Annotated in this window: 25 protein-coding genes and 1 riboswitch; of the genes, 7 read left to right on the plus strand and 18 right to left on the minus strand. The window is 61.3% G+C overall.

Features of this window, described 5'->3' with window-relative positions; genetic code table 11:
* Positions 1-7 precede the first annotated feature (7 nt).
* Both ACGJAX_RS28100 and ACGJAX_RS28105 read left to right on the plus strand, forming a co-directional pair.
* Positions 8-544, plus strand: coding sequence for a TetR/AcrR family transcriptional regulator (locus ACGJAX_RS28100; protein WP_247257536.1), 537 nt, complete (start codon positions 8-10; stop codon positions 542-544).
* A 180-nt stretch (positions 545-724) separates the two neighbouring features.
* On the plus strand, positions 725-4,195 hold the full coding sequence (locus tag ACGJAX_RS28105) for a NahK/ErcS family hybrid sensor histidine kinase/response regulator (RefSeq protein ID WP_390956898.1): 3,471 nt from the start codon (positions 725-727) through the stop codon (positions 4,193-4,195).
* A 104-nt stretch (positions 4,196-4,299) separates the two neighbouring features.
* On the opposite strand, the gene rmuC is transcribed toward ACGJAX_RS28105, so the two are convergent.
* Together rmuC and ACGJAX_RS28115 are read right to left on the minus strand one after the other, a co-directional pair.
* Positions 4,300-5,664: a DNA recombination protein RmuC gene (rmuC, locus tag ACGJAX_RS28110; RefSeq protein ID WP_390960015.1), complete on the minus strand. Its 1,365-nt coding sequence runs from the start codon at positions 5,662-5,664 to the stop codon at positions 4,300-4,302.
* A 175-nt stretch (positions 5,665-5,839) separates the two neighbouring features.
* Positions 5,840-6,163 (minus strand): hypothetical protein, encoded by a 324-nt coding sequence (locus tag ACGJAX_RS28115; protein ID WP_090324119.1) that lies wholly within the window; start codon positions 6,161-6,163, stop codon positions 5,840-5,842.
* 1,001 nt (positions 6,164-7,164) lie between these two features.
* Here ACGJAX_RS28115 and ACGJAX_RS28120 point away from each other — a divergent pair.
* The 3 genes from ACGJAX_RS28120 to ACGJAX_RS28130 all read left to right on the plus strand — a co-directional run bounded on the left by ACGJAX_RS28120 (position 7,165) and on the right by ACGJAX_RS28130 (position 9,580).
* A complete protein-coding gene (locus tag ACGJAX_RS28120) occupies positions 7,165-7,389 on the plus strand; it encodes a hypothetical protein (RefSeq protein ID WP_007898912.1) in 225 nt (74 codons plus the stop codon).
* Positions 7,390-7,664: 275 nt separating this feature from the next.
* Positions 7,665-8,147 (plus strand): hypothetical protein, encoded by a 483-nt coding sequence (locus ACGJAX_RS28125; RefSeq protein ID WP_090324121.1) that lies wholly within the window; start codon positions 7,665-7,667, stop codon positions 8,145-8,147.
* Positions 8,148-8,293: 146 nt separating this feature from the next.
* Positions 8,294-9,580: an outer membrane protein transport protein gene (locus ACGJAX_RS28130; protein WP_390956899.1), complete on the plus strand. Its 1,287-nt coding sequence runs from the start codon at positions 8,294-8,296 to the stop codon at positions 9,578-9,580.
* Between the two features lie 89 nt (positions 9,581-9,669).
* Here the strand turns inward: ACGJAX_RS28130 and ACGJAX_RS28135 are convergent, their stop codons facing one another.
* The 14 genes from ACGJAX_RS28135 to cobO all read right to left on the minus strand — a co-directional run bounded on the left by ACGJAX_RS28135 (position 9,670) and on the right by cobO (position 21,176).
* Positions 9,670-10,236: a glutathione peroxidase gene (locus ACGJAX_RS28135; RefSeq protein ID WP_390956900.1), complete on the minus strand. Its 567-nt coding sequence runs from the start codon at positions 10,234-10,236 to the stop codon at positions 9,670-9,672.
* A 55-nt stretch (positions 10,237-10,291) separates the two neighbouring features.
* Positions 10,292-10,414, minus strand: a complete 123-nt coding sequence (locus ACGJAX_RS28140; protein WP_390956901.1) for a hypothetical protein — start codon at positions 10,412-10,414, stop codon at positions 10,292-10,294.
* Positions 10,411-11,619 (minus strand): MFS transporter, encoded by a 1,209-nt coding sequence (locus ACGJAX_RS28145; protein WP_390956902.1) that lies wholly within the window; start codon positions 11,617-11,619, stop codon positions 10,411-10,413. Before ACGJAX_RS28145 ends, ACGJAX_RS28140 begins: the two co-directional genes overlap by 4 nt.
* Before the next feature lie 52 nt (positions 11,620-11,671).
* Entirely contained in the window at positions 11,672-12,076 is a 405-nt protein-coding gene (locus ACGJAX_RS28150; protein ID WP_090324127.1) for a MarR family winged helix-turn-helix transcriptional regulator, read from the minus strand.
* 82 nt (positions 12,077-12,158) lie between these two features.
* Positions 12,159-12,890 carry an adenosylcobinamide-GDP ribazoletransferase gene (locus ACGJAX_RS28155; RefSeq protein ID WP_390956903.1) on the minus strand — a complete coding sequence of 244 codons (732 nt, stop codon included), beginning with the start codon at positions 12,888-12,890 and terminating at the stop codon, positions 12,159-12,161.
* A gap of 2 nt (positions 12,891-12,892) precedes the next feature.
* On the minus strand, positions 12,893-13,468 hold the full coding sequence (gene cobC / locus ACGJAX_RS28160) for an alpha-ribazole phosphatase family protein (protein ID WP_090324130.1): 576 nt from the start codon (positions 13,466-13,468) through the stop codon (positions 12,893-12,895).
* The gene (cobT, locus tag ACGJAX_RS28165) at positions 13,465-14,520 is read right to left on the minus strand and encodes a nicotinate-nucleotide--dimethylbenzimidazole phosphoribosyltransferase (RefSeq protein ID WP_390956904.1); all 1,056 of its coding nucleotides are present in this window, start codon (positions 14,518-14,520) and stop codon (positions 13,465-13,467) included. The genes cobC and cobT overlap by 4 nt, the downstream gene beginning before the upstream one ends.
* Entirely contained in the window at positions 14,517-15,038 is a 522-nt protein-coding gene (cobU, locus tag ACGJAX_RS28170) for a bifunctional adenosylcobinamide kinase/adenosylcobinamide-phosphate guanylyltransferase (RefSeq protein ID WP_390956905.1), read from the minus strand. Before cobU ends, cobT begins: the two co-directional genes overlap by 4 nt.
* 148 nt (positions 15,039-15,186) lie before the next feature.
* The gene (locus tag ACGJAX_RS28175; RefSeq protein ID WP_390956906.1) at positions 15,187-16,638 is read right to left on the minus strand and encodes a cobyric acid synthase; all 1,452 of its coding nucleotides are present in this window, start codon (positions 16,636-16,638) and stop codon (positions 15,187-15,189) included.
* Positions 16,635-17,627 carry a threonine-phosphate decarboxylase CobD gene (cobD, locus tag ACGJAX_RS28180; RefSeq protein WP_390956907.1) on the minus strand — a complete coding sequence of 331 codons (993 nt, stop codon included), beginning with the start codon at positions 17,625-17,627 and terminating at the stop codon, positions 16,635-16,637. Before cobD ends, ACGJAX_RS28175 begins: the two co-directional genes overlap by 4 nt.
* Complete coding sequence (gene cbiB / locus ACGJAX_RS28185; protein ID WP_390956908.1) at positions 17,620-18,528, minus strand: adenosylcobinamide-phosphate synthase CbiB; 909 nt, start codon at positions 18,526-18,528, stop codon at positions 17,620-17,622. Before cbiB ends, cobD begins: the two co-directional genes overlap by 8 nt.
* Complete coding sequence (gene bluB, locus ACGJAX_RS28190; RefSeq protein WP_390956909.1) at positions 18,525-19,175, minus strand: 5,6-dimethylbenzimidazole synthase; 651 nt, start codon at positions 19,173-19,175, stop codon at positions 18,525-18,527. Before bluB ends, cbiB begins: the two co-directional genes overlap by 4 nt.
* Positions 19,172-20,554, minus strand: a complete 1,383-nt coding sequence (locus tag ACGJAX_RS28195; protein ID WP_390956910.1) for a cobyrinate a,c-diamide synthase — start codon at positions 20,552-20,554, stop codon at positions 19,172-19,174. The genes bluB and ACGJAX_RS28195 overlap by 4 nt, the downstream gene beginning before the upstream one ends.
* 10 nt (positions 20,555-20,564) lie before the next feature.
* Positions 20,565-21,176 carry a cob(I)yrinic acid a,c-diamide adenosyltransferase gene (gene cobO / locus ACGJAX_RS28200; RefSeq protein WP_247257549.1) on the minus strand — a complete coding sequence of 204 codons (612 nt, stop codon included), beginning with the start codon at positions 21,174-21,176 and terminating at the stop codon, positions 20,565-20,567.
* A gap of 81 nt (positions 21,177-21,257) precedes the next feature.
* Positions 21,258-21,489: riboswitch (cobalamin riboswitch) on the minus strand.
* 151 nt (positions 21,490-21,640) lie between these two features.
* Between cobO and ACGJAX_RS28205 the strand changes: the two genes are divergently transcribed.
* The gene (locus ACGJAX_RS28205; protein ID WP_248914761.1) at positions 21,641-22,225 is read left to right on the plus strand and encodes a hypothetical protein; all 585 of its coding nucleotides are present in this window, start codon (positions 21,641-21,643) and stop codon (positions 22,223-22,225) included.
* Positions 22,226-22,292: 67 nt separating this feature from the next.
* The gene (locus ACGJAX_RS28210; protein WP_390956911.1) at positions 22,293-23,606 is read left to right on the plus strand and encodes a PQQ-dependent sugar dehydrogenase; all 1,314 of its coding nucleotides are present in this window, start codon (positions 22,293-22,295) and stop codon (positions 23,604-23,606) included.
* Positions 23,607-23,645: 39 nt separating this feature from the next.
* Here ACGJAX_RS28210 and ACGJAX_RS28215 read toward each other — a convergent pair whose 3' ends face one another.
* Together ACGJAX_RS28215 and ACGJAX_RS28220 are read right to left on the minus strand one after the other, a co-directional pair.
* Positions 23,646-24,308, minus strand: a complete 663-nt coding sequence (locus ACGJAX_RS28215; RefSeq protein WP_390956912.1) for a class I SAM-dependent methyltransferase — start codon at positions 24,306-24,308, stop codon at positions 23,646-23,648.
* 18 nt (positions 24,309-24,326) lie between these two features.
* Positions 24,327-24,863, minus strand: a complete 537-nt coding sequence (locus tag ACGJAX_RS28220; RefSeq protein WP_090324150.1) for a C40 family peptidase — start codon at positions 24,861-24,863, stop codon at positions 24,327-24,329.
* Positions 24,864-24,928 lie beyond the last annotated feature (65 nt).

The raw sequence follows: 24,928 nt of genomic DNA on the forward strand, positions 1-24,928 counted from the left end.
AAGTGTGATGACAGCTCCGACTTTACGTCCCGGCGGCCGCAGTGCCCGGGTGCAGGAATCCATACACAAGGCCGTGCGCGAACTACTCGAAGAGCAGGATCGGGCCAGCGTGACCGTGCCGCAAATCGCCGCTCGCGCGGGCGTCACGCCCTCGACCATTTATCGGCGCTGGGGTGATCTGTCGGCGCTGCTGGCGGATGTAGCCCTCGCCCGCATGCAACCGGAAACCGAGTCGGCCAATACCGGCAGCCTGCGCGGAGACGTGTGTGCCTGGGCGGAACAGTACCTCGATGAAATGAGCTCCGCCCCCGGCCGCCACATGCTGCGCGACGTGCAATCGAGCCTCAAGCCGAGCTATTGCGCGACAATCATTGGCGGACAGCTACAGGCGATTCTGGATCGCTATCCGGATCAGCCCCGCCCCAGCGTCGACCGCCTGATCAACCTGGTGGCTGCGCCCATCGTGTTTCGCATTCTGTTCTCCGAGGCACCGTTGCAAGTCGAGGAACTGCATCAGCTGATCGAAATTGCGTTGAGTCAGTAAGGCCACCATCGCGAGCCAGCTCGCGATGGGGCAGGCACAAACCGCAAAAAACCAGCTGCCCGCCACGCTGCGACACCCCGCCACGCCACGACCTTGGTCGACACTGACTAACCGGGGCGGTCGTGCGAGACTGTCTGTCCGGGCGGGAGGCCCGGGTGTCTTTGGTTGCCGGGAGTTCCCATGTCGCTGTCCAGCGGGCTGATTGCCGCCGTCGCCCTGGCCTATATGGCCATCATGTTCACCATCGCCTTTTACGGTGACCGACGCAGTGCGCCGCTGCCGCCGCGGGTGCGTGCCTGGGTGTACAGCCTTTCGCTCGCCGTTTATTGCACCAGTTGGACCTTCTTTGGCGCGGTGGGCCAGGCCGCGGAACAGCTTTGGTCATTCCTGCCGATCTACCTCGGGCCGATCCTGCTGCTGGTCGGGGCACCGTGGGTGCTGCAAAAAATGGTGATGATCAGCAAGCAGGAGAACATCACCTCCATCGCCGACTTCATCGCCGCCCGCTACGGCAAATCCCAATCGCTGGCGGTGGTGGTCGCTTTGATCTGCCTGGTCGGCGTGTTGCCCTACATCGCCCTGCAGCTCAAGGGCATCGTGCTCGGGGTGAACCTGCTGATCGGCGCCGGTGCCGATGCCATGGGCGTACGTGCGCAGGACACCGCATTGATCGTGTCGCTGGTGCTGGCGCTGTTCACCATCGTTTTCGGCACTCGCAACCTCGATGCCACGGAGCACCACCGCGGCATGGTGCTGGCCATTGCGTTCGAATCGCTGGTGAAGCTGTTCGCCTTTCTGGCAGTCGGTGCGTACGTGACCTACGGCCTCTATGACGGTTTCGACGACCTGTTTAACCAGGCCATGCTCGCCCCGCGACTCGAGGAATACTGGAAGGAAACGGTCAACTGGCCATCGATGGTGGTACAGACCGGTGTGGCGATGATGGCGATCATCTGCCTGCCACGGCAGTTCCATGTGACCGTGGTGGAAAACATCGATCCGCAGGACTTGCGCCTGGCCAAATGGGTTTTTCCGGCCTACCTGGCATTGGCGGCAATGTTCGTCGTGCCCATTGCGCTGGCGGGTCAGATGCTGTTGCCGAGTTCAGTGCTGCCGGACTCCTTCGTCATCAGCCTGCCCCTGGCCCAGGCGCATCCCGCCTTGGCCCTGCTGGCGTTTATCGGCGGCGCATCGGCGGCGACCGGCATGGTGATCGTGGCCAGCGTGGCGCTGTCGACCATGGTCTCCAACGACATGCTGTTGCCATGGTTGCTACGCCGCAACAACGCCGAGCGCCCTTTCGAAGTGTTCCGTCAATGGATGCTCTCGGTACGCCGGGTGAGTATCGTGGTCATTTTGCTGCTGGCCTACGTCAGCTATCGCTTGCTGGGCTCGACCGCAAGCCTGGCGACCATCGGCCAGATCGCCTTTGCGGCGGTGACCCAACTGGCTCCGGCCATGCTTGGCGCGCTGTACTGGAAACAGGCCAATCGCCGTGGCGTGTTCGCCGGCCTCGCCGCCGGTACGTTCCTGTGGTTCTACACCCTGATCCTGCCGATTACCGCCCTTAGCCTGGGCTGGTCGCTGAGCAGCTTCCCCGGCCTGGCGTGGCTGCACAGTAACCCGCTGCACCTGCCGATCACACCGCTGACCCAGGGTGTGGTGCTGTCCCTCGCCGGCAACTTCACCCTGTTCGCCTGGGTCTCGGTACTGTCTCGCACGCGGGTTTCGGAACATTGGCAGGCCGGTCGCTTCATCGGCCAGGAAATCAGTGCCCGCCCTAGCGCACGTTCGATGCTGGCGGTACAGATCGACGACTTGCTGCAATTGGCGGCACGCTTTGTCGGCGAGGAACGTGCGCGCCAGAGTTTCATCCGCTTTGCCTACCGCCAGGGCAAAGGCTTCAATCCGAACCAGAACGCCGACGGTGAATGGATCGCCCACACTGAACGCTTGCTGGCCGGCGTGCTCGGCGCCTCTTCGACGCGTGCGGTAGTAAAGGCCGCCATCGAAGGTCGGGAGATGCAACTGGAGGACGTCGTACGCATCGCCGACGAAGCCTCGGAGGTACTGCAATTCAACCGCGCACTGCTACAAGGCGCGATCGAGAACATCACCCAGGGCATCAGCGTGGTCGACCAGTCGCTGAAACTGGTGGCCTGGAACCGGCGCTACCTGGAGCTGTTCGATTACCCGGATGGCCTGATCAGTGTCGGTCGGCCGATTGCCGACATCATTCGCCACAACGCCGAGCGCGGCCTGTGTGGTCCCGGTGAAGCCGAAGTGCACGTCGCCCGCCGCCTGCACTGGATGCGCCAGGGCCGTGCACATACCTCCGAGCGCTTGTTTCCCAATGGCCGGGTAATCGAGCTGATCGGCAATCCGATGCCGGGCGGTGGTTTCGTCATGAGCTTCACCGACATCACCGCGTTCCGCGAAGCCGAACAGGCATTGACCGAAGCCAATGAAGGCCTGGAACAACGGGTCACCGAACGTACCCACGAGCTGTCTCAGCTCAACATTGCCCTGACTGAAGCCAAGGGCACCGCCGAGGCCGCCAACCAGTCGAAAACCCGTTTCCTGGCGGCCGTCAGCCATGACTTGATGCAACCCTTGAATGCCGCGCGACTCTTCTCCGCTGCCCTGTCCCATCAGGACGAGGGACTGTCCGGAGAGGCACAGAAATTGGTCCAGCACCTGGACAGCTCGCTGCGTTCAGCCGAAGACCTGATCAGCGACTTGCTGGATATTTCCCGCCTCGAAAACGGCAAGATCAATCCCCATCCCAAGCCGTTCGCGCTTAACGAGTTGTTCGACACACTCGGGGCCGAGTTCAAGGCACTGGCGCGGGAACAGGGACTGGAATTTCGTGTGAGAAGCAGCACGCTGCGCATCGACAGCGATATCAAGTTGTTGCGTCGGATCCTGCAAAACTTCCTGACCAACGCCTTCCGTTATGCCAAGGGCCCGGTGTTGCTGGGGGTTCGCCGGCAAAAGGGCGAGTTGTGCCTGGAGGTCTGGGACCGTGGCCCCGGCATTCCCGAAGACAAGCAGCAGGTGATTTTCGAAGAATTCAAACGCCTCGACAGCCATCAGACCCGTGCCGAGAAAGGCCTGGGGCTGGGCCTGGCGATTGCCGACGGTTTGTGCCGCGTACTCGGGCATTCCTTGCGCGTTCGCTCGTGGCCGGGGCGCGGCAGCGTGTTCAGCGTCAGTGTCCCGCTGGCCAGGGCGCAAACCGCGCAGCCGGCCAAGGCTGCCGAACTCAATGGCAAATTACTCAGTGGTGCGCAGGTGCTGTGCATCGACAACGAGGACAGCATCCTGATCGGCATGAACAGCTTGCTGACTCGCTGGGGTTGCCAGGTCTGGACTGCACGCAATCGCGATGAGTGCGTGGCATTGTTCAATGAAGGAGTGCGTCCGCAATTGGCGTTGGTGGACTTCCATCTCGACCACGGCGAAACCGGCACGGAGCTGATGGCCTGGCTGCGCACCCGCTTGGGTGAGCCGGTGCCGGGCGTGGTGATCAGCGCCGACGCACGCCCCGAGACCATGGCACAGGTGCATGCAGCCGGACTGGATTACCTGGCCAAACCGGTGAAACCGGCGGCGTTGCGGGCGTTGTTGAGTCGGTATTTGCCGTTGTAGTGCCTGGCTGCCGCGGTGGTGCGACCACCGCCATCGCGAGCAGACTCGCTCCCTCATTCGCCGCATTCCCCTGTGAGAGCAAGCCTGCTCGCGAAGCGGTTTCGCTACTCCGGCAACTCGACCAACCCGTCCACATCCGTCATCGCCCGCTCAAGCAAATCGGCCGGCAGGCTTTTGCTTGCCCTCGCCCCCAGCAACTTGAGTTGTTCACTGCGACTGACCAGGTTGCCACGGCCCTCTGTCAGCTTGTTGCGCGCCGAACTGTAGGCCTTGTCCAGCTGCTGCAGGCGATTGCCGACCTCATCCAGATCCTGGATAAACAGCACGAATTTGTCATACAGCCACCCGGCCCGCTCGGCGATCTCCCGCGCATTCTGACTTTGGCGTTCCTGTTTCCACAGGCTGTCGATGACACGCAGCGTCGCCAGCAACGTGGTCGGGCTGACGATCACGATGTTGCGGTCGAACGCCTCCTGGAACAGCGTCGGTTCAGCCTGCAGCGCGGCGGAAAATGCGGCTTCGATCGGCACGAACAACAAGACGAAATCCAGGCTGTGCAGGCCGTCCAGACGCTTGTAATCCTTGCCCGCCAAGCCCTTGACGTGGTTGCGCAGGGACAGCACGTGCTGCTTGATGGCGATCTGGCCGATGGCTTCGTCTTCTGCGGCCACGTACTGCTGATACGCCGTGAGACTGACTTTGGAATCGACCACCACCTGCTTGTCGCCCGGCAGGTAAATGATCACATCCGGTTGAAACCGCTCGCCATCCGGCCCTTTGAGATTGACCTGGGTCTGATATTCGCGCCCCTTCTCCAGACCCGCATGCTCAAGCACTCGCTCAAGAATCAGTTCGCCCCAGTTACCCTGGGTTTTCTGCCCTTTCAAGGCACGGGTCAGGTTGGTGGCTTCATCGCTCAGGCGCAGATTGAGTTGTTGCAGGCGCTCCAGCTCCTTGGCCAGCGAGAAACGCTCCCGGGCCTCAGCCTGGTAACTTTCCTCCACGCGTTTTTCAAAGGACTGGATGCGCTCCTTCAGCGGGTCGAGCAACTGGCCGAGGCGCTGCTGACTGGTTTCGGCAAAACGCTGCTCACGCTCATCGAAGATCTTCCCCGCCAGCTCGGCGAACTGCGCTCGCAGCTCGTCTCGCGAGCCTTGCAAGTCATCAAGGCGCTGCTGATGGCTTTCCTGTTGTTCGCGCAACTCCGCGCTGAGAGCGGCGGCCTGGGCGTCGAGGCGACGCAGTTCGGCGTCCTTGCCGGCACGCTCGATATTCCAGGCGTGGGCGGCGTCGCGGGCATCGTCCCGTTCGATCTGCAGCAGTTCGACTTCGCGGCGCACGGCGGCAAGGTCGGCTTGCCGGACGGAATTGGCCTGGCTTAAATCGGCGATTTCATCGCGACAGGCTTCAAGCTGGGCAATCAATCCATCTTGAGCCAGATGCGCCGTGGCCAGGCGCTCTTCGAGCAACGCCACCTGCGCCTGCGCATTGCTTGCCCGGCGTTGCAGTTGCCAGGCCAACACCAGTAGCGGCAGTGCAGCACCCGCCAGACCGAGCAATGCGCTGGTCACGTCCATAGCCATAGCCATTCCTGCCATTGAAATAAAGCTTGAAGGTTAACCAAGGCGTCAGGTCTTGGACAGCTCAGTCTTCGATCAGGCCCAGTTCCTTTTGCGCGCGCAGATCGCCTGCACGCGCGGCCTGACGCAGAAGGTCATGGCCAATCCGCCGATCCCGGGCGTTGCCACATTCCCGGCACATCAGTTGGCCGAGTCGGCTTTGCGCAGCCACGACCCCATCACGGGCCGGTTGCTTGAGCAAACGCCCGGCGATGTGTTTCACATTCGGGTTTGCGCCCAGGTGCGGACTATCCAGAAGCCACTCGGCCACACGCATCGAAAAGCGCTTGGGCGGGACAACAGCGGAAGGTTTGGCAGGGCTGGAAAGAAATTGTGAACGAAACTTCATAAAGCACTGTGGGGCATTTCGGAAGGCGCGCCACTCTACTCTTTTTTTCTTACAGGTAAAGTCAAAAAAAACGCTGCACGCCCGTCCTAGAGCAAGCGCTAGGGACAATCCACAGAAGCTGTGGATAACTCAGTGGACAACCGCCCCTGAACTCTCGCAAAGCCCTGTGGAATGGGGCCTGCAGTCAAACTGACGATTTTTTCACCAGTAAAAAAAAGCGATGTTTTTCATTGACTTAAATTTTGGTTACAGGCACCCACTGCGGTTGAAGGCTGGATGACAGTGGGGTGACAGACTGCGCAACTTATGTGCACAAGTACCTTCTCGACGGTTATATCGATGCGCTTTTTCGGCGCATTTTGGCAACACGCTTGGGGATAATCTGTGACAAACCCATGACCAAAGCAGGTTCTGACTGGTTGGATCTCCACCGCCACTGGTCGGATGACGGGCTATTTAATGGCGTATCGGGAAAGCATCAGTTGCGATCAACCGCCCTGGGGCGATGGAATTGAATGCCGCGCCAGTGATCTTTTTTGCTATCACACTTCCCTTCTCCAATTCAATCGGTTAGTATCCGCGGCGTTAGTACCAAGCTGAAAGTCAATTCTGGTCGAACAAATCCCCCCGGACAGCCTTCCCAAACGAAGCCTCCACCGAACAAGCGGGATCGACCACCTCGATGGTTTCCAGGTAAATCTTGCGCCAACACAGCCTTTGAATCGAAAGCAAAGGGTGTTGCCAGGCTCACTTACTCTGACCGAACCAGCCTGCAAATTGATCAGGATCTTCACCCCGGGCCCAGAACCTTTGCCCTTGATGTGTTGCCTGCCCTCCTAAGTACCTACCTGCCAGCCCAAGCGCGCCAACTTTATCAGCGCTTCAAACTGGCTGCTTTGTTCCAGTCAGGTTCTTCGTTCGACCAATGGTGGTCGTCGTCACTGGAACGTTTTAATTTTGCACGGTTCTTATCCGTGTCGCTTGTAGGAACACCAATGACTATGTCTACTCAAATCCATACCCAGGATGCCATCCGCACCCTAACCAACGCTTTTGCACCAATGAACTGCCTGATCATGGCTGCTCGCAAAGGCTGTTTCAGCTTCACGCTGGTCAACGAACACGGCATCGCTCGTCACAGCGAACGCCTGTACCCCGATCAATACTCCAGCGCTGAACCGCTGCAGGCCGTGATCGAGCGTACCCGTCAGGCACTGGTTGCCTGATACGCCAGCAAGGCTGTAACACCAGGAGCCCCGCCAAGAAAGCGGGGCTTTTTGTTGCCCGGAATTTCACAATCCAGGCGTGCCGACTAAGTACTAACCGGTATAACGGTTATAACTCGACGCCGGAAATATTTTAAAAACAGACCTTTACGTCGTGAATATGACACTACACTTCAACTCAAGCGGCTTGTTCCGCTTCCGGCGAGCCTGAGTCGATCCACTGCTGCCAAGGCCCATTCAGGTATCGCCGCCCCATTGAGTGTTTCGAGGGTTTTATGGGTATCGCTGCCAGCGAACTGTGCCGCTATGTGATCCGTCCGACACTCCTCTATCTTGGACGCCACAGCGCAACTGCCGAATCCCTGTTGGTAGGCATCGCCGCCAGCCAGTCAGCCCTCGGCACCGCCCTTCACGACCGCCGAGGCCATGGTCTCTACCGGATCGCCGAACCACGCCATCAGGCGCTCTGGGACCACTACCTCGCACTCGACCCCGAACGCGCCAGCCTGGTACGCGGCCTGGCCAGTCAACATGCTTTCCTCAGCGGTCCGCACCTCGAATTGACCGTTAACCTGCGTTACGCCACCGCCATTGCCTGGCTGCTGGTCGAAGAACAAAACACCCCCCTGCCCGAAGCGGACGACCTGCTGGGAATGGCGCGAATCTGGCGTCAGACCTTCCAGCCTCAAGGACGCCTGCGAGACTTCACTCACGCCTGGCAAACCTGTGTTTCACCGCTGAATCAGGTAGCCTGCTGATCCCGCTGGATCCAAAGTTCGCACATCGAGCTGCGAATTTGGTCGGATTGTCCTACAAAACCGCTCTAAATCAAGCGATACAGCCTATAGCGCTGGGACGAAAATGTTGGTAATTTTCGGCCCGGTGATCATCAGGAGTTCTAATAATGAAAAAAGTAATGCTCAAAACCACCATTAGCCTCGCCGTTGCCATGGCATCCACCCAGATCTTCGCAAGTGGCTTTGCCCTCAACGAACAAAGCATCAGCGGGATGGGGACTGGTTTTGCAGGGCGATCTTCTTCTGCCGATGATGCAAGCACAGTTTTTGGTAACCCTGCCGGTATGGCCCGCCTCAAAGGCCAGCAAATCACTGGCGGTATCGCATCGATCGACGCCTCGACCGACATCAGCGATACCGGTGGCCGTTCAAGCGGAACCAACAAAGGCGATATGGTTCCGTTCACCACAGTACCGATGGGTTTCTACACAAACAAAATCAACGATGAATGGGCTTTTGGCCTTGGTGTCTACGCTCCGTTCGGGCTGATCACCAACTACGAAAACGGCTTTCAGGGCCGCGCCTTCGGCAGCAAGAGCGAAGTCAAGGTTGTCACTCTGCAGCCAACCGTCAGCTACGCGTTCAACGATAAAGTGTCGATCGGTTTTGGCCCTACCATCAACCGCATTTCCGGCACCCTGGAATCGGACATTGCCCTCCCTATCCCCCGCACCGGCGACAACAATGTGGAGATCAAGGGTGACGATACGGCCCTGGGCTTTAACGCCGGCGTCCTGGTGCAAGCCACCGACACCACTCGCGTAGGCCTGACCTATCACTCGAAAGTGAACTACAAGCTCGACGGCCACACCGATGTGACTACCGGCGCTGGTGTGCCACCTCAGCTACTCAGATCCAACCGTTACGATGCCTCGCTGAAGATCGAAACACCTGAGTCCTACGACCTTTCCGTGACTCAGGACATGAATGATGCCTGGAAGCTCTATGCCGGTGCGACCTGGACTCGCTGGAGCCGCCTGAAAGACATCACCGTCAACAACGAAGGCGTAACCGCAGCTACCGGTGGTGCCCTCGCGCCATCCATCGTGGGTACCATCACGGAAGAGCAGAACTGGCATGATACCTGGGCCTACGCCGTGGGTACTTCCTACCAGTTGAACAAGCAGTGGGTACTGCGTACCGGTCTCACCTTTGACCAGTCGCCTACCAACAACACTGATCGTTCGCCACGCATTCCTACCGGCGACCGGACTATCTTCAGTGTCGGTGCAGGCTTTAGCCCAACCGACGACTGGACCATCGATGTGGCCTACTCCTACCTCAAGGAAGAGTCTGTCACTGTCAATCGCGCCAACGGCTTGGGTCAGTCCTACAACGCCAAGTACGAAAACAGTGCGAACGGTTTCGGTGTCGGCGCTACCTACCGCTTCTGACGATTCACGGCGAGCCTGAACCCCTCGCCAGCTGAATCAAAAAAGCCCCGCACTCTTGCACAGAGGCGGGGCTTTTTAGTGGGCATCGATCAGGGTGTTGAAGCTGGAGGCGGTGAAGCCAGAGCCTTCTCCACCGCCGCGATGAAGTCCGGATCATCAGGTTTGGTCAGACTGGAGAAACTGGCGATCACCTTGCCCTGGCGATCGACCACGTATTTGTAGAAATTCCACTTCGGCGCGCTGGACTGCTCGGCGAGCACCCGGAACAGGTGTGTCGCATCGTCGCCACGCACCTTCTGCGGCTCGGTCATGGTGAAGGTCACGCCGTAGTTCACGTAGCAGACCTTGGCGGTTTCCGCGCCATCTTTGGACTCCTGCTTGAAGTCATTGGACGGCACACCGATCACCTCCAACCCCTGATCCTTGAAACGCTGGTTGAGCGCTTCAAGGCTTTTGAATTGCGGGGCGAAGCCACAGAAACTGGCGGTATTGACCACCACCAAGGGTTTGCCGGCGAATCGCTGGCACAGGTCGATGGACTCCTTGGCCCGTAGTTTCGGCAGCGAACCTTCCAACAACGTCGGGCATTGCGCCGCTTGAGCCAACCCGGTAAACGCGACCAAAAATGCAGGTACTGCCAGCCAGCGCATCAACATGTCAGGGCTTCCTTGTAAGTCGTCAGACTTCGAAGTTACTCGCCCGCGCATCCCGCTAGCAAGCGCCCATCCCCAATTGCATCAGGGCCAGGCCTCCCTGATGCCAGCCCCACCATGCCAGGGCAAGCAGCAAGGCACAGACAGTAAGAACAGTGATTCGCGGCCAGAGACGGTTCATGTTGCACTCATTTGCGGTTGCAGGCGCGCCACCGGCGTTTCACGCACAGGCCAGTTCAAGGCGGCGGCCATCAGGCTTAACAGAATCGCTACCTGCCAGATCAAGTCGTAGCTCCCGGTCCGGTCGTACACCACCCCGCCCAACCAGCCACCGAGGAACGAACCGAGCTGGTGAAACAGGAAAACTATCCCACCCAGCATGGACAGATTTCGTACACCGAACAAGGTCGCTACCGTGCCATTGGTCAACGGCACCGTCGACAGCCACAGGAAACCCATGGCCATACCGAACAGATAGGCGGTAGTCGTTGTCACCGGCGCCCACAGGAACAGCGCGATCACCACCGCGCGCAACAGGTAAAGTCCCGTGAGCAAACGTGGCTTGGACACGCGCCCGCCGAGCCAGCCTGCGGTGTAGGTGCCGAAGATATTGAACAAGCCGATCAGCGCCAGCACCGTGGTGCCGACCGTCGCCGGCAGGTGTTGATCCACCAGGTAGGCCGGCAGGTGGACGCCAATGAAGACCACCTGAAAACCGCAGACAAAAAAACCGAACGCCAGAAGCCAGAAACCCGAATGGGAACAGGCTTCGCGCAGTGCCTCGGACAAGGTCTGCTCATGGCCCAGCACTGGCAAGGGTTTGTCCTTGAGCATGCTCACCAGTGGCACGATCAAGGCCACCAGACAGCCCAGCGCCAGCAGCGCCGCGGACCAGCCGAGCCAGCCGATCAACCCCAGCGTACCGGGCAACATGGCGAACTGGCCGAATGAACCGGCGGCGCTGGCAATGCCCATGCCCATGCTGCGTTTCTCTGGCGGTACCGCGCGCCCGACCACGCCGAGGATCACCGAAAACGAAGTACCGGACAGCCCGATACCGATCAACAGGCCAGCGCTCAAGGACAGGGTGACTGCCGAATCCGACAAGCCCATGCACACCAGGCCCAGGGCGTACAGAACGCCACCAATCAGCACCACTTTCGCCGCGCCGAAACGGTCAGCCAGCGCCCCGGTAAAGGGTTGCGCCAGCCCCCAGATGAGATTCTGCAGGGCGATGGCGAAGGCAAAGACTTCCCGCCCCCAACCAAATTCCGCACTCATTGGCGCCAGAAACAGGCCAAAGCCGTGTCGCACGCCAAGAGACAACGCAAGGATCAGCGCACTCCCCAATAACACCCAACCACAGGTACGCCACATCGATGTCATTCTTATTCTCCAATCGCGGGTATATACCCGCTTAAGGTCGGAAAAACCGGCATCAAGCCAGTTCGTCCAGCAGCTTCAACAAGGTTTCACGCTTCTCGGCACCCAGGCGATCGATCAATCGCTGTTGCGCCGCTTCCCAGGCCGGCAAGGCCGCTTGCAAACGCTCGGCCCCGGCATCCGTCAGCCGGACGATGCGATTGCGCATGTCTTCGCCCTCGACCAGCATCACCAGGCCCTCGCCTTCCAGAACGCGCAAATTACGCCCCAGGGTGCTGCGGTCCAGCCCCATGGCCTCGGCCAGGGTGGAAATACTCGGTTGATCCAGGCGTTGCAGATTGCACAGCAAAGAATACTGCGCAACGTTGATCCCGAAACCGTCGAGAGCGCCGTCGTAATGCCTGCTGACGCCACGGGCGGCGCGACGCAGGTTGATGCATAAGCATTGGGATTCGAGCATGGTGCGTGTATATACCCGTGGTTAAATGAAAGCAATTTTTTTGTTACAGGCAACTCACAGAGCGAGCCCGCTCGCGAGTGCGTTACATCAAGGCCAGCCCGACCAGCATCGCAACTTCCAGTAATTCCAGCAACGCCCCGGCCGTATCGCCCGTCGTCCCGCCCAACCGTCGCAGCATCAGCTGTCGTAGCCAGACAAACAGCACCACAGCCAGCATCACCGTAAAAAAACCACTCAGGCCAGCAATCAGCACGCAAACCAACCCACTGACCGCCAACACCTGCTTGCCCGCCGAGCGTGGCAGATGATCAGCCAGCGCCTGGCCCAAACCACCGGCTCGAACATAAGGCGTGGTCAGGAACAACCCCAACAACGCGCTGCGTCCGAGCAACGGCACGATGATCAGCGCCATGGCCTGCTGCTGTTCGATCAAGGCCAGCAGCGCGGCAAATTTCAGCAGTAGCACCAATACCAGGGTGACCACGGCAATCGGGCCGCTGCGCGGGTCTTTCATGATGGTCAACGTGCGTTCTCGGTCGCCGAAGCCACCGAGCCACGCATCGGCGCTATCGGCCAGGCCATCCAGGTGCAATGCGCCGCTGAGCAACACCCAGACCGTCAGCAGGAGTGCCGCGTGCAGCAGCAGCGGTGTGCCGAGCATGAGCCAGTTGAGCACCCATAGGATCCCGCCGAACAACAAGCCCACCAGCGGATAAAACAGCAGCGACCGCCCCAGCTCCTGCGGTGCCGGCATGCCCGGCAGACGAATCGGCAGGCTGCTGAGAAACTGCAAGGCGATCCAGAACGGCAGCATGGTCAGTGCACTTCCCTTAGCAATCCGCCGGATTCGACCGACAGCGAGAACAGTGCGCCATGACCGACTTCGACGTTGAGCAACTGCTCCCGCGGCAAGCCGCGCGCCTGCGCCAGCAGCAAACGCATGACGCCGCCATGGCTGACGAGCAATACCCGCTCGCCCGCGTAGGTGGCATGCAAACGCGCTACCGCCGCCAGCACCCGCGCGGCGAACGCCGCCACCGGCTCACCTTGCGGTGGTGTGAATGCGTAGGGATCGGCCCAGAACAAACCCAGGGAATCGGCATCGGTTTCCATCAGCGCCGCAGCGCTCTGCCCCTCCCAGGCGCCGAAATGCAGTTCTTGCAGGTCTGCCTGCAACTCGACCGGCAAGCCCAATCGCCCTGCCAGTTCTTCAGCGAACCGTGCACAACGCTGCAGGGGCGAACTGACCAGACGATCCCAAGGCCCTTGCGCCAATACCGCCTCGCGCATTTGCTGCCAGCCTTTTTCGGTCAGCGCATCGTCGAGGCTGCCGCGCAGGCCGCCACCGAGTTCGGTTTCGCCATGGCGCAGCAAATCCAGACGCAACGTCATGCCGGACGATCCGCCACCGCCGCCTCGGCGAACGTCGCCATCTGCCCGTGCAGGTCGCAGGCCAGGCGCAGCAATGGCACGGCCAGCGCAGCGCCACTGCCCTCCCCCAGACGCAGGCCGAGGTCGAGCAAGGGTTCGGCGCTCAAGGTTTCCAGGACATGGCGATGCCCCGGCTCGGCGCCGCGATGGCCGAACAGCAGCCACTGTCGGCACTCGGGATTCAAGCGCACCGCGACCAGCGCCGCGACGCTGCAAATGAAACCGTCCACCAGCACCGCAATACCTTCCTGGGCGCAGGCCAGGTAAGCGCCCACCAAGGCCGCGATTTCAAAACCGCCAAGGTTCAACAGGGTCTGCAACGCATCGCCACGCTGAGCGCCGTGCAGGGCCAATGCGCGCTCGATCACCTGAGCCTTATGGCTGACGCCTGCCGCATTCAACCCGGTGCCCGGCCCGGCCAGATGCACCACCGGACATTCCAGCAATGCGCACGCCAGGGCACTGGCCGCCGTGGTGTTGCCGATGCCCATCTCACCACCGATGAACAGCTGGGCGCCCGACGCGAGTGCGCGCTGCACGCTGTCGCGACCGGCCTGGAGAGCTCGCTCACCTTGAGCCTGGGTCATCGCCGGACCCTGCACAAAATTCGCCGTCCCCGGACCGATGTTCAGATGACGCACACCCGACAGGTTCAATGCCGGCGTCACCGTGCCCAGGTCCACCACTTCGAGGGAAGCCCCCAACTGCCGCGCCAGCACGCTGATCGCTGCACCGCCGGTGACGAAGTTATGCAGCATCTGCCCGGTAACCTCCTGGGGAAATGCCGATACCCCTTCCGCCACCACACCATGGTCACCGGCAAAAATCGCGATCCACAGTTGATCCAGGCTTGGCTTGATCTGCCCTTGCAATCCCGCCAATTGCACCGCCACCGCTTCGAGCTGACCGAGAGAGCCGGCCGGCTTGGTCAGTTGTTGTTGACGGGCCTGCGCCTGCTCGATCACGTCGACGTCGATCGGTTTGCACGGGTTCAGCCACCAGGATTGGGTCATAACGCAGTTCCTTTCAAAGTCAGGGGCAGGCCGGCGACGGTCAGGATGACTCGCTGACAACGCTCGGCCAAAGCTTGATGCAGCCAACCGGCTTCATCGACATAGCGGCGAGTCAATTCGCCCAGCGGCACGACACCCATTCCGGTCTCGTTGCTGACAAAAATGATTTCACCCGGCAACGACGCCAGGCACTCCAGCAGGGCATCGCGCTCGGTGTCCAGGCGTTGCGCATCGTCGAGCATCAGCAGATTGGTCAGCCACAGCGTCAGGCAATCTACCAACAGGCAGCGATCGGCATTGGCGGCTTCCCGCAGGACACGGGCGAGTTCCAGCGGCTCTTCGATCAAGGCCCATTCGGCCGGACGACGGGCGCGGTGATGGGCGACCCGGTCGCTCATTTCACCGTCCAGCGGTTGGCTGGTGGCGATGTAGGTCACTTGCAGCTGACTGTCCAATGCGAGTTTTTCGGCCAGACGACTCTTGCCGGAGCGGGCGCCGCCGAGGATCAGTTGGAGCATATTCTTAACCTTTTATTTGGCGGTGTAGCGACAGGCCTCATCGCGGGCAAGCCCGCTCCTACAGGTTCTGTGTGCAGACCGAAAATCGGTAGACAGCCCCGATCCTTGTGGGAGCGGGCTTGGCCGCGATGGGGCCTGTGCAGTCACTTCAAATCCCACAGAGTTCACGCAACAGCGAGGTATCCAGATGCTTCTCCACCAGATCCGCCAGCCGCTCGATATCGCGCTCGCGCAAACCGTGGTAATCCACGTCCTGCACCGCCTGCAAACCTGCCCAATGCAACAGTGCGCTGCAGGCCGCCGGGGATTCGAACAGACCATGCAGGTAGGTGCCGAGAATCTGCCCATCGACACTTTGCGCGCCGTCGCAGCGTCCGTCGTCGAGTTGTACGGCGGCGTTTTCCAGCGCCGGGCCGGTGGTGACGCCGGCATGGATTTCATAGCCGCTGACTTCCGCATTCTCCAGCGCCAGACGCCCGCGCACATTACGCAACTGCTTATGTTCTTCGAGTCGGGTTTCAAACGCCAGCAACCCCAGCCCGGCGCTGGACCCCGGAACGCCTTCCAGGCCCAATGGGTCGTGCACCTGCTCGCCGAGCATCTGCAAGCCGCCGCAGATGCCCAGCAGTTTGCCGCCGTAGCGCAAGTGTCGGGAAATGGCCTGTTCCCAACCGTTGGCGCGCAGATACGCCAGGTCGCTGCGCACACTTTTCGAGCCGGGAAGGATGATCAAATCAGCTGGCGGAATCGCCTGGCCGGGACCGATGAATTGCAGGTCCACTTGCGGGTGCAAGCGCAGCGGGTCGAAATCGGTGTGGTTGCTGATGCGCGGCAGCACCGGCACCACCACTTTCAGTACCTGATCGACCTTGTCGGTCTGACGCTGGTCAATGCCGTCCTCGGCCTCCAGGTGCAGGTCCAGCACGTAGGGCAGCACACCGATCACCGGTTTGCCGGTGCGCTGTTCCAGCCAGTCGAGACCGGGTTGCAGCAAGGCGATATCGCCGCGAAAGCGATTGATGATGAAGCCCTTGACCCGCGCCTGTTCAGTGGGCGACAGCAGCTCCAGCGTGCCCACCAGATGCGCGAACACACCGCCACGATTGATGTCGGCGATCAGCAGCACCGGGCAATCCACCGCTTCTGCAAAGCCCATGTTGGCGATATCGCCAGCACGCAGATTGATCTCGGCCGGCGACCCCGCACCTTCGACCATCACCAGCGGATAGGCCTCACTCAAGCGTGCATGGGACGCCAGCACCGCTTGCATGGCGATGGCTTTGTAATCGTGATAAGCGACGGCATTCATGGTGGTGACCGCGCGACCATGGATAATCACCTGGGCGCCGGTATCGCTGTTGGGCTTGAGCAGCACCGGGTTCATGTCGGTGTGCGGCTCGAGGAAGGCGGCCTGCGCTTGCACCGCCTGCGCGCGACCGATTTCGCCACCGTCGGCCGTCACGGCACTGTTGAGCGCCATGTTCTGTGGTTTGAACGGCACCACGCTAACGCCCTGACGCGTGACCCAGCGGCACAGCGCCGTCACCAGCGTGCTTTTACCGGCGTCGGATGTGGTGCCCTGCACCATCAGCGTTGTCATTGGCATTCCCTGGCAAAAGCTTCGAACGCCGTGGCAAGACGCGACCAGTCAGCCTCATCGCCAGGCAAACCGAAACGCAGGCTGCTGTTTTGCGCGAACAAGCGCAGCAAAATGCCCCGACCGGCCATGAACTCATGCAGTTCTTCGGCGCGCTCGGTGATCAGCCACTGGAACAACGCACAGCCACCCTGAGGTTTGAAACCGTGTTGCTCCAGTAACGCCGCCAGACGTTCGCTGGCCTCTTCAGCCCGTCTGCGCTGCAGCGCATGCCCTTTGGTGTCGCGCAGGCAGGCCTCGCCCACTACTCGGGTCGGACCGCTGACAGCCCATGGTCCCACTTGCTCGGCGAGCAACTTGAGCAACTTGCGCTCGGCCAGGACAAATCCCAGCCGCACCCCGGCCAGACCGAAAAACTTGCCGAACGAACGCAGCACGATCAAGCCGACCTGATGGGAAAATGGCGCCAGGCTCAGCTGCGGTGTGTTGTCCATGAACGCTTCATCCACCACCAGCCAGCCACCGCGCTGGGCCAGCCGCGAGTGCCAGTCGAGCAAGCGATTGGGCGTCAGGCTCAGACCGGTCGGATTGTTCGGGTTGACCACCACCAGCACATCGAGGCTGTCGACATAAAAGTCGACTTCCTGCTCGAGCACTTCACGCACGATGTAGCCGTTACGCCGCCAGGCTTCGGCATGCTCGGCGTAACAGGGGGACAGCACGCCGACCTTGCCGGCCCGGCGCAGACGCGGCAGCAACTGGATGGCCATCTGCGAACCGGCCACCGGCAACACCTGCAGAGTGCCGTAGTAGTCGCAGGCGGCCTGTTCCAGCCCGTCATCGGTTTCCGGCAGGCGCGCCCATGCTCGCAGGGGGATATCCGGAATGGGAAACGGCCAGGGCGCAAGGCCGCTGGACAGGTCAAGCCAATCGGCTTCCTCGATGCCGTATTCGAGCGCCGCCTTGCGCAACCGTCCACCGTGCTCAAGCATAAAATTCAGCCCCCAGGCAGAGAATCAGCAGCCATAACCATACCCCGCGCTGGACCAATTGCCAGCCACGATCGATGGAGTCGGCATCCGCCGGCAGGCCTTCGCCCAGTTGCGGACGTTGATGCAGTTCACCGTGATAGATCGCCGCCCCACCCAACTCGACACCCAGCGCACCGGCCCCCGCGGCCATTACCGGACCGGCGTTCGGGCTGTCCCAGGTCGGACCCTGGGTCCGCCAGCATTTGAGGGCCAGTCGGGTTTTGCCCAGCAAGGCGTAAGTCAACGCCACCAGACGCGCAGGAATGAAATTGAGCACATCATCGATCCTGGCTGCCGCCCAGCCGAAACGCTCGAAGCGCTCGTTGCGATAGCCCCACATGGCGTCCAGGGTGTTGCTCAAACGGTAGAGCACCACGCCTGGCGCGCCGGCCACGGCAAACCAGAACAGTGCGGCAAACACCGCGTCACTGCCGTTCTCCAGCACCGATTCGGTGGCCGCACGGGCCACTTCGGTTTTATCCAGTTCGCTGGTCTTGCGGCTGACCAGGTAACTGACGCGCGTACGCGCCGCATCCAGATCATCGCTGCGCAAGGCCTTGGCCACGGGCTCGACGTGTTCGCCCAGGCTGCGCATGCCGAGGGCGCAATACAGCGCGAGAATCTCGACCATCCAGCCCACATAAGGCGCCCAGGAAAATGCCGTGGCCAACAAGGTCAATGGCAACACCGCGATCACCCACGCGGTGAACCCGTGACTGCGCCAGCCGCGACCACCCGCGTTGAAACGCTGCTCGATACGCTCGGCAAACCGGCCGAACGCCACCAGCGGATGCCAGCGCTTGGGTTCACCCAGCAGCGCATCCAGCGCCACAGCGGCGACACTCAACAACGCCACACTCATTGGCGCACTCCCCAATAATTTTCGTACAGCAGTTCACTTAGCGGACGCGCCTGCGCCCACCCTTCCAGAACCAGCATCGGCGCCGGGTAGAATTCCTTGACCGGTCCCAGGCACAAAACGGCCAGTGGCTTGGCCCCGGAGGGCAAGCAGAGCAAATCGGCCAGGGCTTGCGGTTCGAACAGCGAAACCCAGCCCATGCCCAAACCTTCGGCCCGGGCCGCCAGCCACAGGTTCTGGATCGCGCAGGACAACGACGCCATGTCCATTTCCGGCAAGGTGCGACGACCGAAAATATGCCGCTCGCGATCGTCCATCAGCGCCGCCACCAACACCTCGGCGCAATCACTGATGCCTTCGACCTTGAGCTGCATGAATTCGTCGGTGCGTTCGCCGAGGGCTTCGGCGGTGCGAATGCGCTCTTGCTCCACCAGTTCCTGGATCTGGCCGCGCAGGGTTCGGTCGCTGATGCGGATGAACCGCCAGGGCTGCATCAAGCCGACACTCGGCGCCTGGTGCGCGGCTTCGAGCAACCGCCGCAGCAATTCGGGCTCGACCGTACCGCCACTGAAGTGACGCATGTCGCGACGTTCGCCGATGGCGCGGTAAACCGCTGCGCGTTCGGCTTCGGTGAATGCGTTGTCGGTCATGGCCTCTTCGCTGGCAAGCCAGCGCCTACAGGGTTCAGGTGATCAACTGCAGGAGCCGGCTTGCCGGCGAAGGCGTCCTCAAGATCGGGTGCAAACAATGCGGCTACAGCCGTCGGATTGGACGGAAAATAGAAATGCACATAAGAGGCTGTCATCCGTCCCTCACGATAAACCGCCTCCGCCCCGCGCCCGCCATTGGGGCTCAAGCCTCGGGCAATCGGTACAAGCTCAGTGGTGGTCAGCGAATGATGATAGGTGTGCCCGCGCAGCGACCCTTCCGGCAATTCGACAGCCTGTAGCGCCAGCGCCGCCAGACGCTTTTGCATCACCGCATCACCGGCCAGCAAGCCGACCAGTTCTGCACGCGAACCCTCGACATCGGTCAGCGAATCGAGCAGATACAGCATGCCGCCACATTCGGCGAGCAACGGCTTGCCCGCTTCGTGGTGCGCGCGGATCGCGTTCAACATCGAGGTGTTTTGCGACAACGCCACATGGTGCAGTTCGGGATAACCACCCGGCAGATAGAGGCTGTCTGCCTCGGGCAAACCGGTGTCACGGATCGGCGAGAAAAACGCCAGCTCGGCGCCCATGGCCCGCAGCAAATCCAGGCTTGCGCCATAGGTAAAGGCAAAGGCTTCGTCACGGGCCACAGCAATGCGCACACCGGCCAGCAAGGGATCGGCAGCGATGACATCCGGGGCCGCGAATTCCACGGCCGGCGGTAGCGCCACCTCGCAACTGCTGGCCAGGGCATCGGCCGCCGCATCGAGGCGCAGATCAAGATCGTTCAACTCGCTGGCCTGCACCAGTCCGAGGTGACGACTCGGCAATTCGATTCCGGTTTCACGGGACAACGCGCCGTACCAACGCAGGCCTTCGGTCAGGCTGCCCTCAAGCAATTGCGCGTGACGCAGGGTGCCCACGCGGTTGGCCAGGACACCGGCAAATGGCAAGTCGGGTTGATAGCGCGCCAGCCCCAGGGCCAGGGCACCAAAGGTCTGGGCCATGGCAGTGCCGTCGATCACCCCCAGCACCGGCACACCGAAGTGCCGCGCCAGGTCGGCACTGGACGGCGTGCCGTCAAACAGGCCCATGACACCTTCGATGAGGATCAGGTCCGCTTCACCCGCGGCCTCCCACAACAGCCGACGACTCTCCTGCTCGCCCACCATCCACATGTCCAGTTGATACACCGGCGCACCGCTGGCGCGCTCCAGAATCATCGGGTCGAGAAAGTCCGGGCCACATTTGAACACGCGAACCTTGCGCCCCTGATTGCGATGCAAACGGGCCAACGCAGCGGTGACGGTGGTCTTGCCCTGACCGGAGGCCGGCGCGGCAATCAGCACCGCCGGGCATTGACGAGGGCTATTCATACAATACGACTCACAGCTCGACGCCTTTTTGCGCCTTGATACCGGCCTGGAAGGCGTGCTTGATCATGCCCATTTCGGTGACGGTGTCGGCCAGCTCGATCATCTCCGGCTTGGCGCCACGGCCGGTAACCACCACATGTTGCATCGGCGGGCGTGCCTGCAGATCGCCGAGCACCTGATCGAGATCGAGGTAGCCGTGCTTGAGGGCGATGTTCAACTCATCCAGCACCACCAGGCCGATGGAGGGGTCGCGCAGCAACTGTTGCGAAACCGCCCAGGCCGCTTCGGCGGCGGCGATGTCGCGCTGGCGATCCTGGGTTTCCCAGGTGAAGCCCTCGCCCATCACATGAAAACGCACCTGCTCCGGGAAGCGCCGGAAGAACAGCTCCTCACCCGTGCTATTGCGCCCCTTGATGAACTGAACCACACCGCACTGCATGCCATGGCCCATCGACCGGGCCAGCATGCCGAACGCCGAGCTGCTCTTGCCCTTGCCGTTGCCGGTGAGTACCAGCAGCAGGCCGCATTCGTTCGGGGAGTTGGCGATGCGCTCATCGATCACGGCTTTTTTGCGCAGCATGCGCGCCAGATGACGTTCGTCACGATCAGGGGTATCAGTCATGGGAGAGCTCTCCGTTGAGGCAGGATAACGGCGGGCGGGCACAAGAAAAGACGGCAAGAAGCCTGGCATCGCCCACCGTGACGCCGCTTGGATGGATCAGGCCGGTCTCCGGGCTCATGAGCGGCGTTGGCCTGACTGTGCGCCTTCCCGTGTCGATACTCGGCACAGTGGCTCAAGGCACAGTCTTCACTCATTTACCGTTGCGGGGGCAGCGCCGGGATCGCGGCCTTCGTGCTCGAAGCGTCCACTCACCGGCTTCCCTGTTTCACTCTGTCGACCCAAGCCACAGAGCACCTGAAACAAGCCGCGAAGGTTAGAGGGTTGGGGGTGGAGCGTCAAATGAAGACCGGCCGGGCGAGTGAATAACTGCCGTTGATCAATAAACTGACGCCAATCTTGTGCCACACTGCAAGCAATGATATCAAAGAGCCACAACCCACATCACAATAACAAGGGTAAGCCCCATGCAAGGCATCATCATCAGCAATCCGAAGCTGGAATTCCTGCGCCCGCTGCTGGAGCGCTGGTTTGACTGTATCGACCGCTACAACGCCGTGCGCGGCGATAACGAAACGCCTTACTGGCTCGACGAAAAAGCCAATCTCGGCCTGCTTTCCGCCGCCGCCTGGATGGCCGAAATGGTGACCCTGCAACAATCGCCCACGCGCAAACACATCGAGGAAGGCGAGCGCAACGGCCGCGCCGATCTGTTTATCGCCACGCCTGAATCACGCGCCTGGTTACAGGCCACGCAACGCTGGCCACGGGTCAACAGCCTGAACCTGACGCAAGCCCTGCAGGACATCACCAGTGACGCCAAACGCATCAGCTACGCCAGCGACCTGAAACTCGGCTGCCTGTTCGTGGCACCGCACAAAGCCCAGCAAGGCGCCACCCCGGAAGAACTGCAGGACATGGTCGACGACCTGCAAAAAGAGCACACCTGCGCCGTCGCCTGGTACTTCCCTTACGCCTACCGCAAGTTGCGCAACGAAGGGGGGCACTACCACCCCGGTATCGCCGTGCTGCTCAAGGAAGCTCGCGGCTAACGGTTGAACCATCGCGCAACGAAACTTCTCTATTGATCAGGTCACTGCATTCACAGGGAAGATCAGTATGCGCAAGCCCCAGCTCGTTCTCGTTATCGCGCTCGCCGGAGGGCTCGCCGCTTGCGGTGAAACCTCCAGCCTGCAAGTCGCCGACGGCACCGGCCCGTCACCCAAGTTGCCAGAACCCAACAAGACGCTGCTGCCGACGATCAACATCGCCCCGGCGATTGGCTGGCCCGACGGCGCGAGCCCCGTCGCCGCTGCCGGCACTCAAGTCGCTGCGTTCGCCGAGAACCTCGACCACCCGCGCTGGCTCTATGTGCTACCCAACGGCGACGTGCTGGTCGCCGAAACCAATGCCCCACCCAAACCCGATGACGGCACAGGCCTGCGCGGATGGGTCATGAAGAAAGTCATGGGCCGCGCCGGTGCGGGCGTGCCGAGCGCGAATCGCATCACCCTGCTGCGCGACCGGGACCACGACGGCATCGCGGAAACCCGCACGGTGTTTCTGGAAAACCTGAACTCGCCCTTCGGCATGACGCTGGTCGGCAATGACCTGTACGTCGCCGACACCGATCGCCTGCTGCGCTTTCACTATGAAACCGGTGATACGGCGATCAAGTCGCCACCGGTCAAAGTGCTCGACCTGCCCGGCGGTACGCTGAATCACCACTGGACCAAAAACGTCATCGCCAGCAAGGACGGCAGCAAGCTGTACGTCACGGTGGGTTCGAACAGCAACGTCGCCGAAAACGGCATGGACAAGGAAGAAGGTCGCGCGGCGATCTGGGAAGTGGATCGCGCCACCGGCAACCACCGGATCTTTGCCTCGGGCTTGCGCAACCCCAATGGCCTGTCCTGGGAGCCGCAAAGCGGCGCACTGTGGACAGCGGTCAATGAGCGCGATGAAATCGGTAGTGATCTGGTGCCGGACTACATCACCTCGGTCAAGGACGGCGCGTTCTATGGCTGGCCGTTCAGCTACTACGGCCAGCATGTCGACGTTCGCGTCGAACCGCAGAACCCGGACCTGGTGGCCAAGGCGATCGCGCCGGACTATGCAGTCGGCCCGCACACGGCGTCACTGGGCCTGACATTTGCCGAAGGCAGCCGGTTGCCGGCGCCATTCACCGAAGGCGCCTTCGTCGGCCAGCATGGCTCATGGAACCGCAAGCCACACAGTGGCTACAAGGTGATCTTCGTACCGTTCAGCGCCGGTAAACCCAGCGGGCAGCCGGTGGACGTACTCACGGGCTTCCTCAATAACGAAGAAAAAGCCATGGGCCGGCCGGTGGGCGTGGTGATCGATCAGCAGGGCGACTTGTTGGTGGCAGATGATGTGGGGAACAAGGTTTGGCGGGTTTCAGCGGCTAAATAATGACACGTCAAGCCCGCCCCCACCTGGAGCCACAAGGGATCAGCGTTTGCGGCAAAGCGTGAGCCCATCGCCCAGCGGCAACAACGACAGATCCACCCGCGAGTCATCCTTCAAGGCACGGTTGAGTGCCTGGATGGCTCGGGTGTCTGCACTCTGCGGATTCTCTTCCAGCACCCGCCCGCTCCACAGCGTGTTATCAAACACCGCCAAGCCACCCACCCGCAGCAGTCGCAGCGCGTGCTCAAGATAAGTGGGGTAATTGGCCTTGTCGGCGTCGATGAACACCAGATCGAACCGCCCGTCCTGCCCTTGCCGTTCCAGTTCGTCCAGGGTTTGCAGCGCAGGTGCCAGACGCAGATCGATTCGACCGGCCAGCCCGGCCTCCTGCCAGTAACGGCGTGCGGTGGCGTTGTAGTCACCCGGCATGTCGCAGCAGATCAATGAGCCGTCATCGGGCAATGCCGCGGCCATGCACAGCGCGCTGTAACCGGTGAAGGTGCCGATTTCCAGCAGACGTCGGGCACCGGTGAGCTTCACCAGCAACGCAAGAAACTGACCCTGCTCCGGCGCCACTTGCCAGCGCGCCATCGGCAGCGCCTGGGTTTCGTCGCGCAAGCGCTTGAGCAGCGGCGTTTCGCGCAGGGACACGTCGAGCAGGTAGTGATAGAGCGAGTCGTCGAGATTGAGCGTGCGAGCGGTCATGAGAGCACTCTCTGGCTATTACGGGTTGCGCGCCAGGTGTTCCGGTTGCAGGACACGCTTGGCGCTCAGGTAGGCTTTCTGCCAATACGCCTTGGACAAGCTGTCGAGCTTGACTGTGCCGCCGGTGGCAGGTGCATGCACGAAGCGGCCTTCGCCGACGTAGATGCCCGCATGACTGACCTGTGAACCGCCATTGGTGGCAAAGAAGATCAGATCACCGGTCTGCAGGCCTTCCTTGCCCACATCGGCCGCTTGCATGGAGATCATTTCCCGCGTGGTGCGCGGCAGGGAAATGCCGGCGACATCGCGGTACACATAGCCGATCAGCCCACTGCAATCAAAGCCGGAATCCGGCGTGTTGCCACCCCAGCGATAAGGCGTCCCCACCAATCCCAACGCGCGGAACAGCACATCCTCCGCTTCAGGCGAAAAGGCCTGGGAAGAACCGAAAATAATGGGAGCGCGAACCACAGGCGCAGGTGGCGGCGTGCGGCTGGCACACGCACTGAGCAGCGCTGCGAAAAGCATGATTGTGAGGCGGGCCGACGTCGACATAAGCAGAACATCCTGATCTGGCTGCGGCTTTTTTCTGCTGGGGGCGCAGAAAACAAAACCGCCTG

The sequence above is a fragment of the Pseudomonas moorei genome, assembly GCF_042846945.1.
Classification (GTDB): domain Bacteria; phylum Pseudomonadota; class Gammaproteobacteria; order Pseudomonadales; family Pseudomonadaceae; genus Aquipseudomonas; species Aquipseudomonas moorei.

What these genes read in the sequence shown, in the direction of transcription:
- ACGJAX_RS28100 (WP_247257536.1), top strand. Translation starts at nt 8, where the DNA reads ATGACAGCTCCGACTTTACGTCCCGGCGGCCGCAGTGCCCGGGTGCAG.
- ACGJAX_RS28105 (WP_390956898.1), top strand. Translation starts at nt 725, where the DNA reads ATGTCGCTGTCCAGCGGGCTGATTGCCGCCGTCGCCCTGGCCTATATG.
- ACGJAX_RS28115 (WP_090324119.1), bottom strand. Translation starts at nt 6,163, where the DNA reads ATGAAGTTTCGTTCACAATTTCTTTCCAGCCCTGCCAAACCTTCCGCT.
- ACGJAX_RS28120 (WP_007898912.1), top strand. Translation starts at nt 7,165, where the DNA reads ATGTCTACTCAAATCCATACCCAGGATGCCATCCGCACCCTAACCAAC.
- ACGJAX_RS28125 (WP_090324121.1), top strand. Translation starts at nt 7,665, where the DNA reads ATGGGTATCGCTGCCAGCGAACTGTGCCGCTATGTGATCCGTCCGACA.
- ACGJAX_RS28130 (WP_390956899.1), top strand. Translation starts at nt 8,294, where the DNA reads ATGAAAAAAGTAATGCTCAAAACCACCATTAGCCTCGCCGTTGCCATG.
- ACGJAX_RS28135 (WP_390956900.1), bottom strand. Translation starts at nt 10,236, where the DNA reads ATGTTGATGCGCTGGCTGGCAGTACCTGCATTTTTGGTCGCGTTTACC.
- ACGJAX_RS28140 (WP_390956901.1), bottom strand. Translation starts at nt 10,414, where the DNA reads ATGAACCGTCTCTGGCCGCGAATCACTGTTCTTACTGTCTGTGCCTTG.
- ACGJAX_RS28145 (WP_390956902.1), bottom strand. Translation starts at nt 11,619, where the DNA reads ATGACATCGATGTGGCGTACCTGTGGTTGGGTGTTATTGGGGAGTGCG.
- ACGJAX_RS28150 (WP_090324127.1), bottom strand. Translation starts at nt 12,076, where the DNA reads ATGCTCGAATCCCAATGCTTATGCATCAACCTGCGTCGCGCCGCCCGT.
- ACGJAX_RS28155 (WP_390956903.1), bottom strand. Translation starts at nt 12,890, where the DNA reads ATGCTGCCGTTCTGGATCGCCTTGCAGTTTCTCAGCAGCCTGCCGATT.
- cobC (WP_090324130.1), bottom strand. Translation starts at nt 13,468, where the DNA reads ATGACGTTGCGTCTGGATTTGCTGCGCCATGGCGAAACCGAACTCGGT.
- cobT (WP_390956904.1), bottom strand. Translation starts at nt 14,520, where the DNA reads ATGACCCAATCCTGGTGGCTGAACCCGTGCAAACCGATCGACGTCGAC.
- cobU (WP_390956905.1), bottom strand. Translation starts at nt 15,038, where the DNA reads ATGCTCCAACTGATCCTCGGCGGCGCCCGCTCCGGCAAGAGTCGTCTG.
- ACGJAX_RS28175 (WP_390956906.1), bottom strand. Translation starts at nt 16,638, where the DNA reads ATGACAACGCTGATGGTGCAGGGCACCACATCCGACGCCGGTAAAAGC.
- cobD (WP_390956907.1), bottom strand. Translation starts at nt 17,627, where the DNA reads ATGCTTGAGCACGGTGGACGGTTGCGCAAGGCGGCGCTCGAATACGGC.
- cbiB (WP_390956908.1), bottom strand. Translation starts at nt 18,528, where the DNA reads ATGAGTGTGGCGTTGTTGAGTGTCGCCGCTGTGGCGCTGGATGCGCTG.
- bluB (WP_390956909.1), bottom strand. Translation starts at nt 19,175, where the DNA reads ATGACCGACAACGCATTCACCGAAGCCGAACGCGCAGCGGTTTACCGC.
- ACGJAX_RS28195 (WP_390956910.1), bottom strand. Translation starts at nt 20,554, where the DNA reads ATGAATAGCCCTCGTCAATGCCCGGCGGTGCTGATTGCCGCGCCGGCC.
- cobO (WP_247257549.1), bottom strand. Translation starts at nt 21,176, where the DNA reads ATGACTGATACCCCTGATCGTGACGAACGTCATCTGGCGCGCATGCTG.
- ACGJAX_RS28205 (WP_248914761.1), top strand. Translation starts at nt 21,641, where the DNA reads ATGCAAGGCATCATCATCAGCAATCCGAAGCTGGAATTCCTGCGCCCG.
- ACGJAX_RS28210 (WP_390956911.1), top strand. Translation starts at nt 22,293, where the DNA reads ATGCGCAAGCCCCAGCTCGTTCTCGTTATCGCGCTCGCCGGAGGGCTC.
- ACGJAX_RS28215 (WP_390956912.1), bottom strand. Translation starts at nt 24,308, where the DNA reads ATGACCGCTCGCACGCTCAATCTCGACGACTCGCTCTATCACTACCTG.
- ACGJAX_RS28220 (WP_090324150.1), bottom strand. Translation starts at nt 24,863, where the DNA reads ATGTCGACGTCGGCCCGCCTCACAATCATGCTTTTCGCAGCGCTGCTC.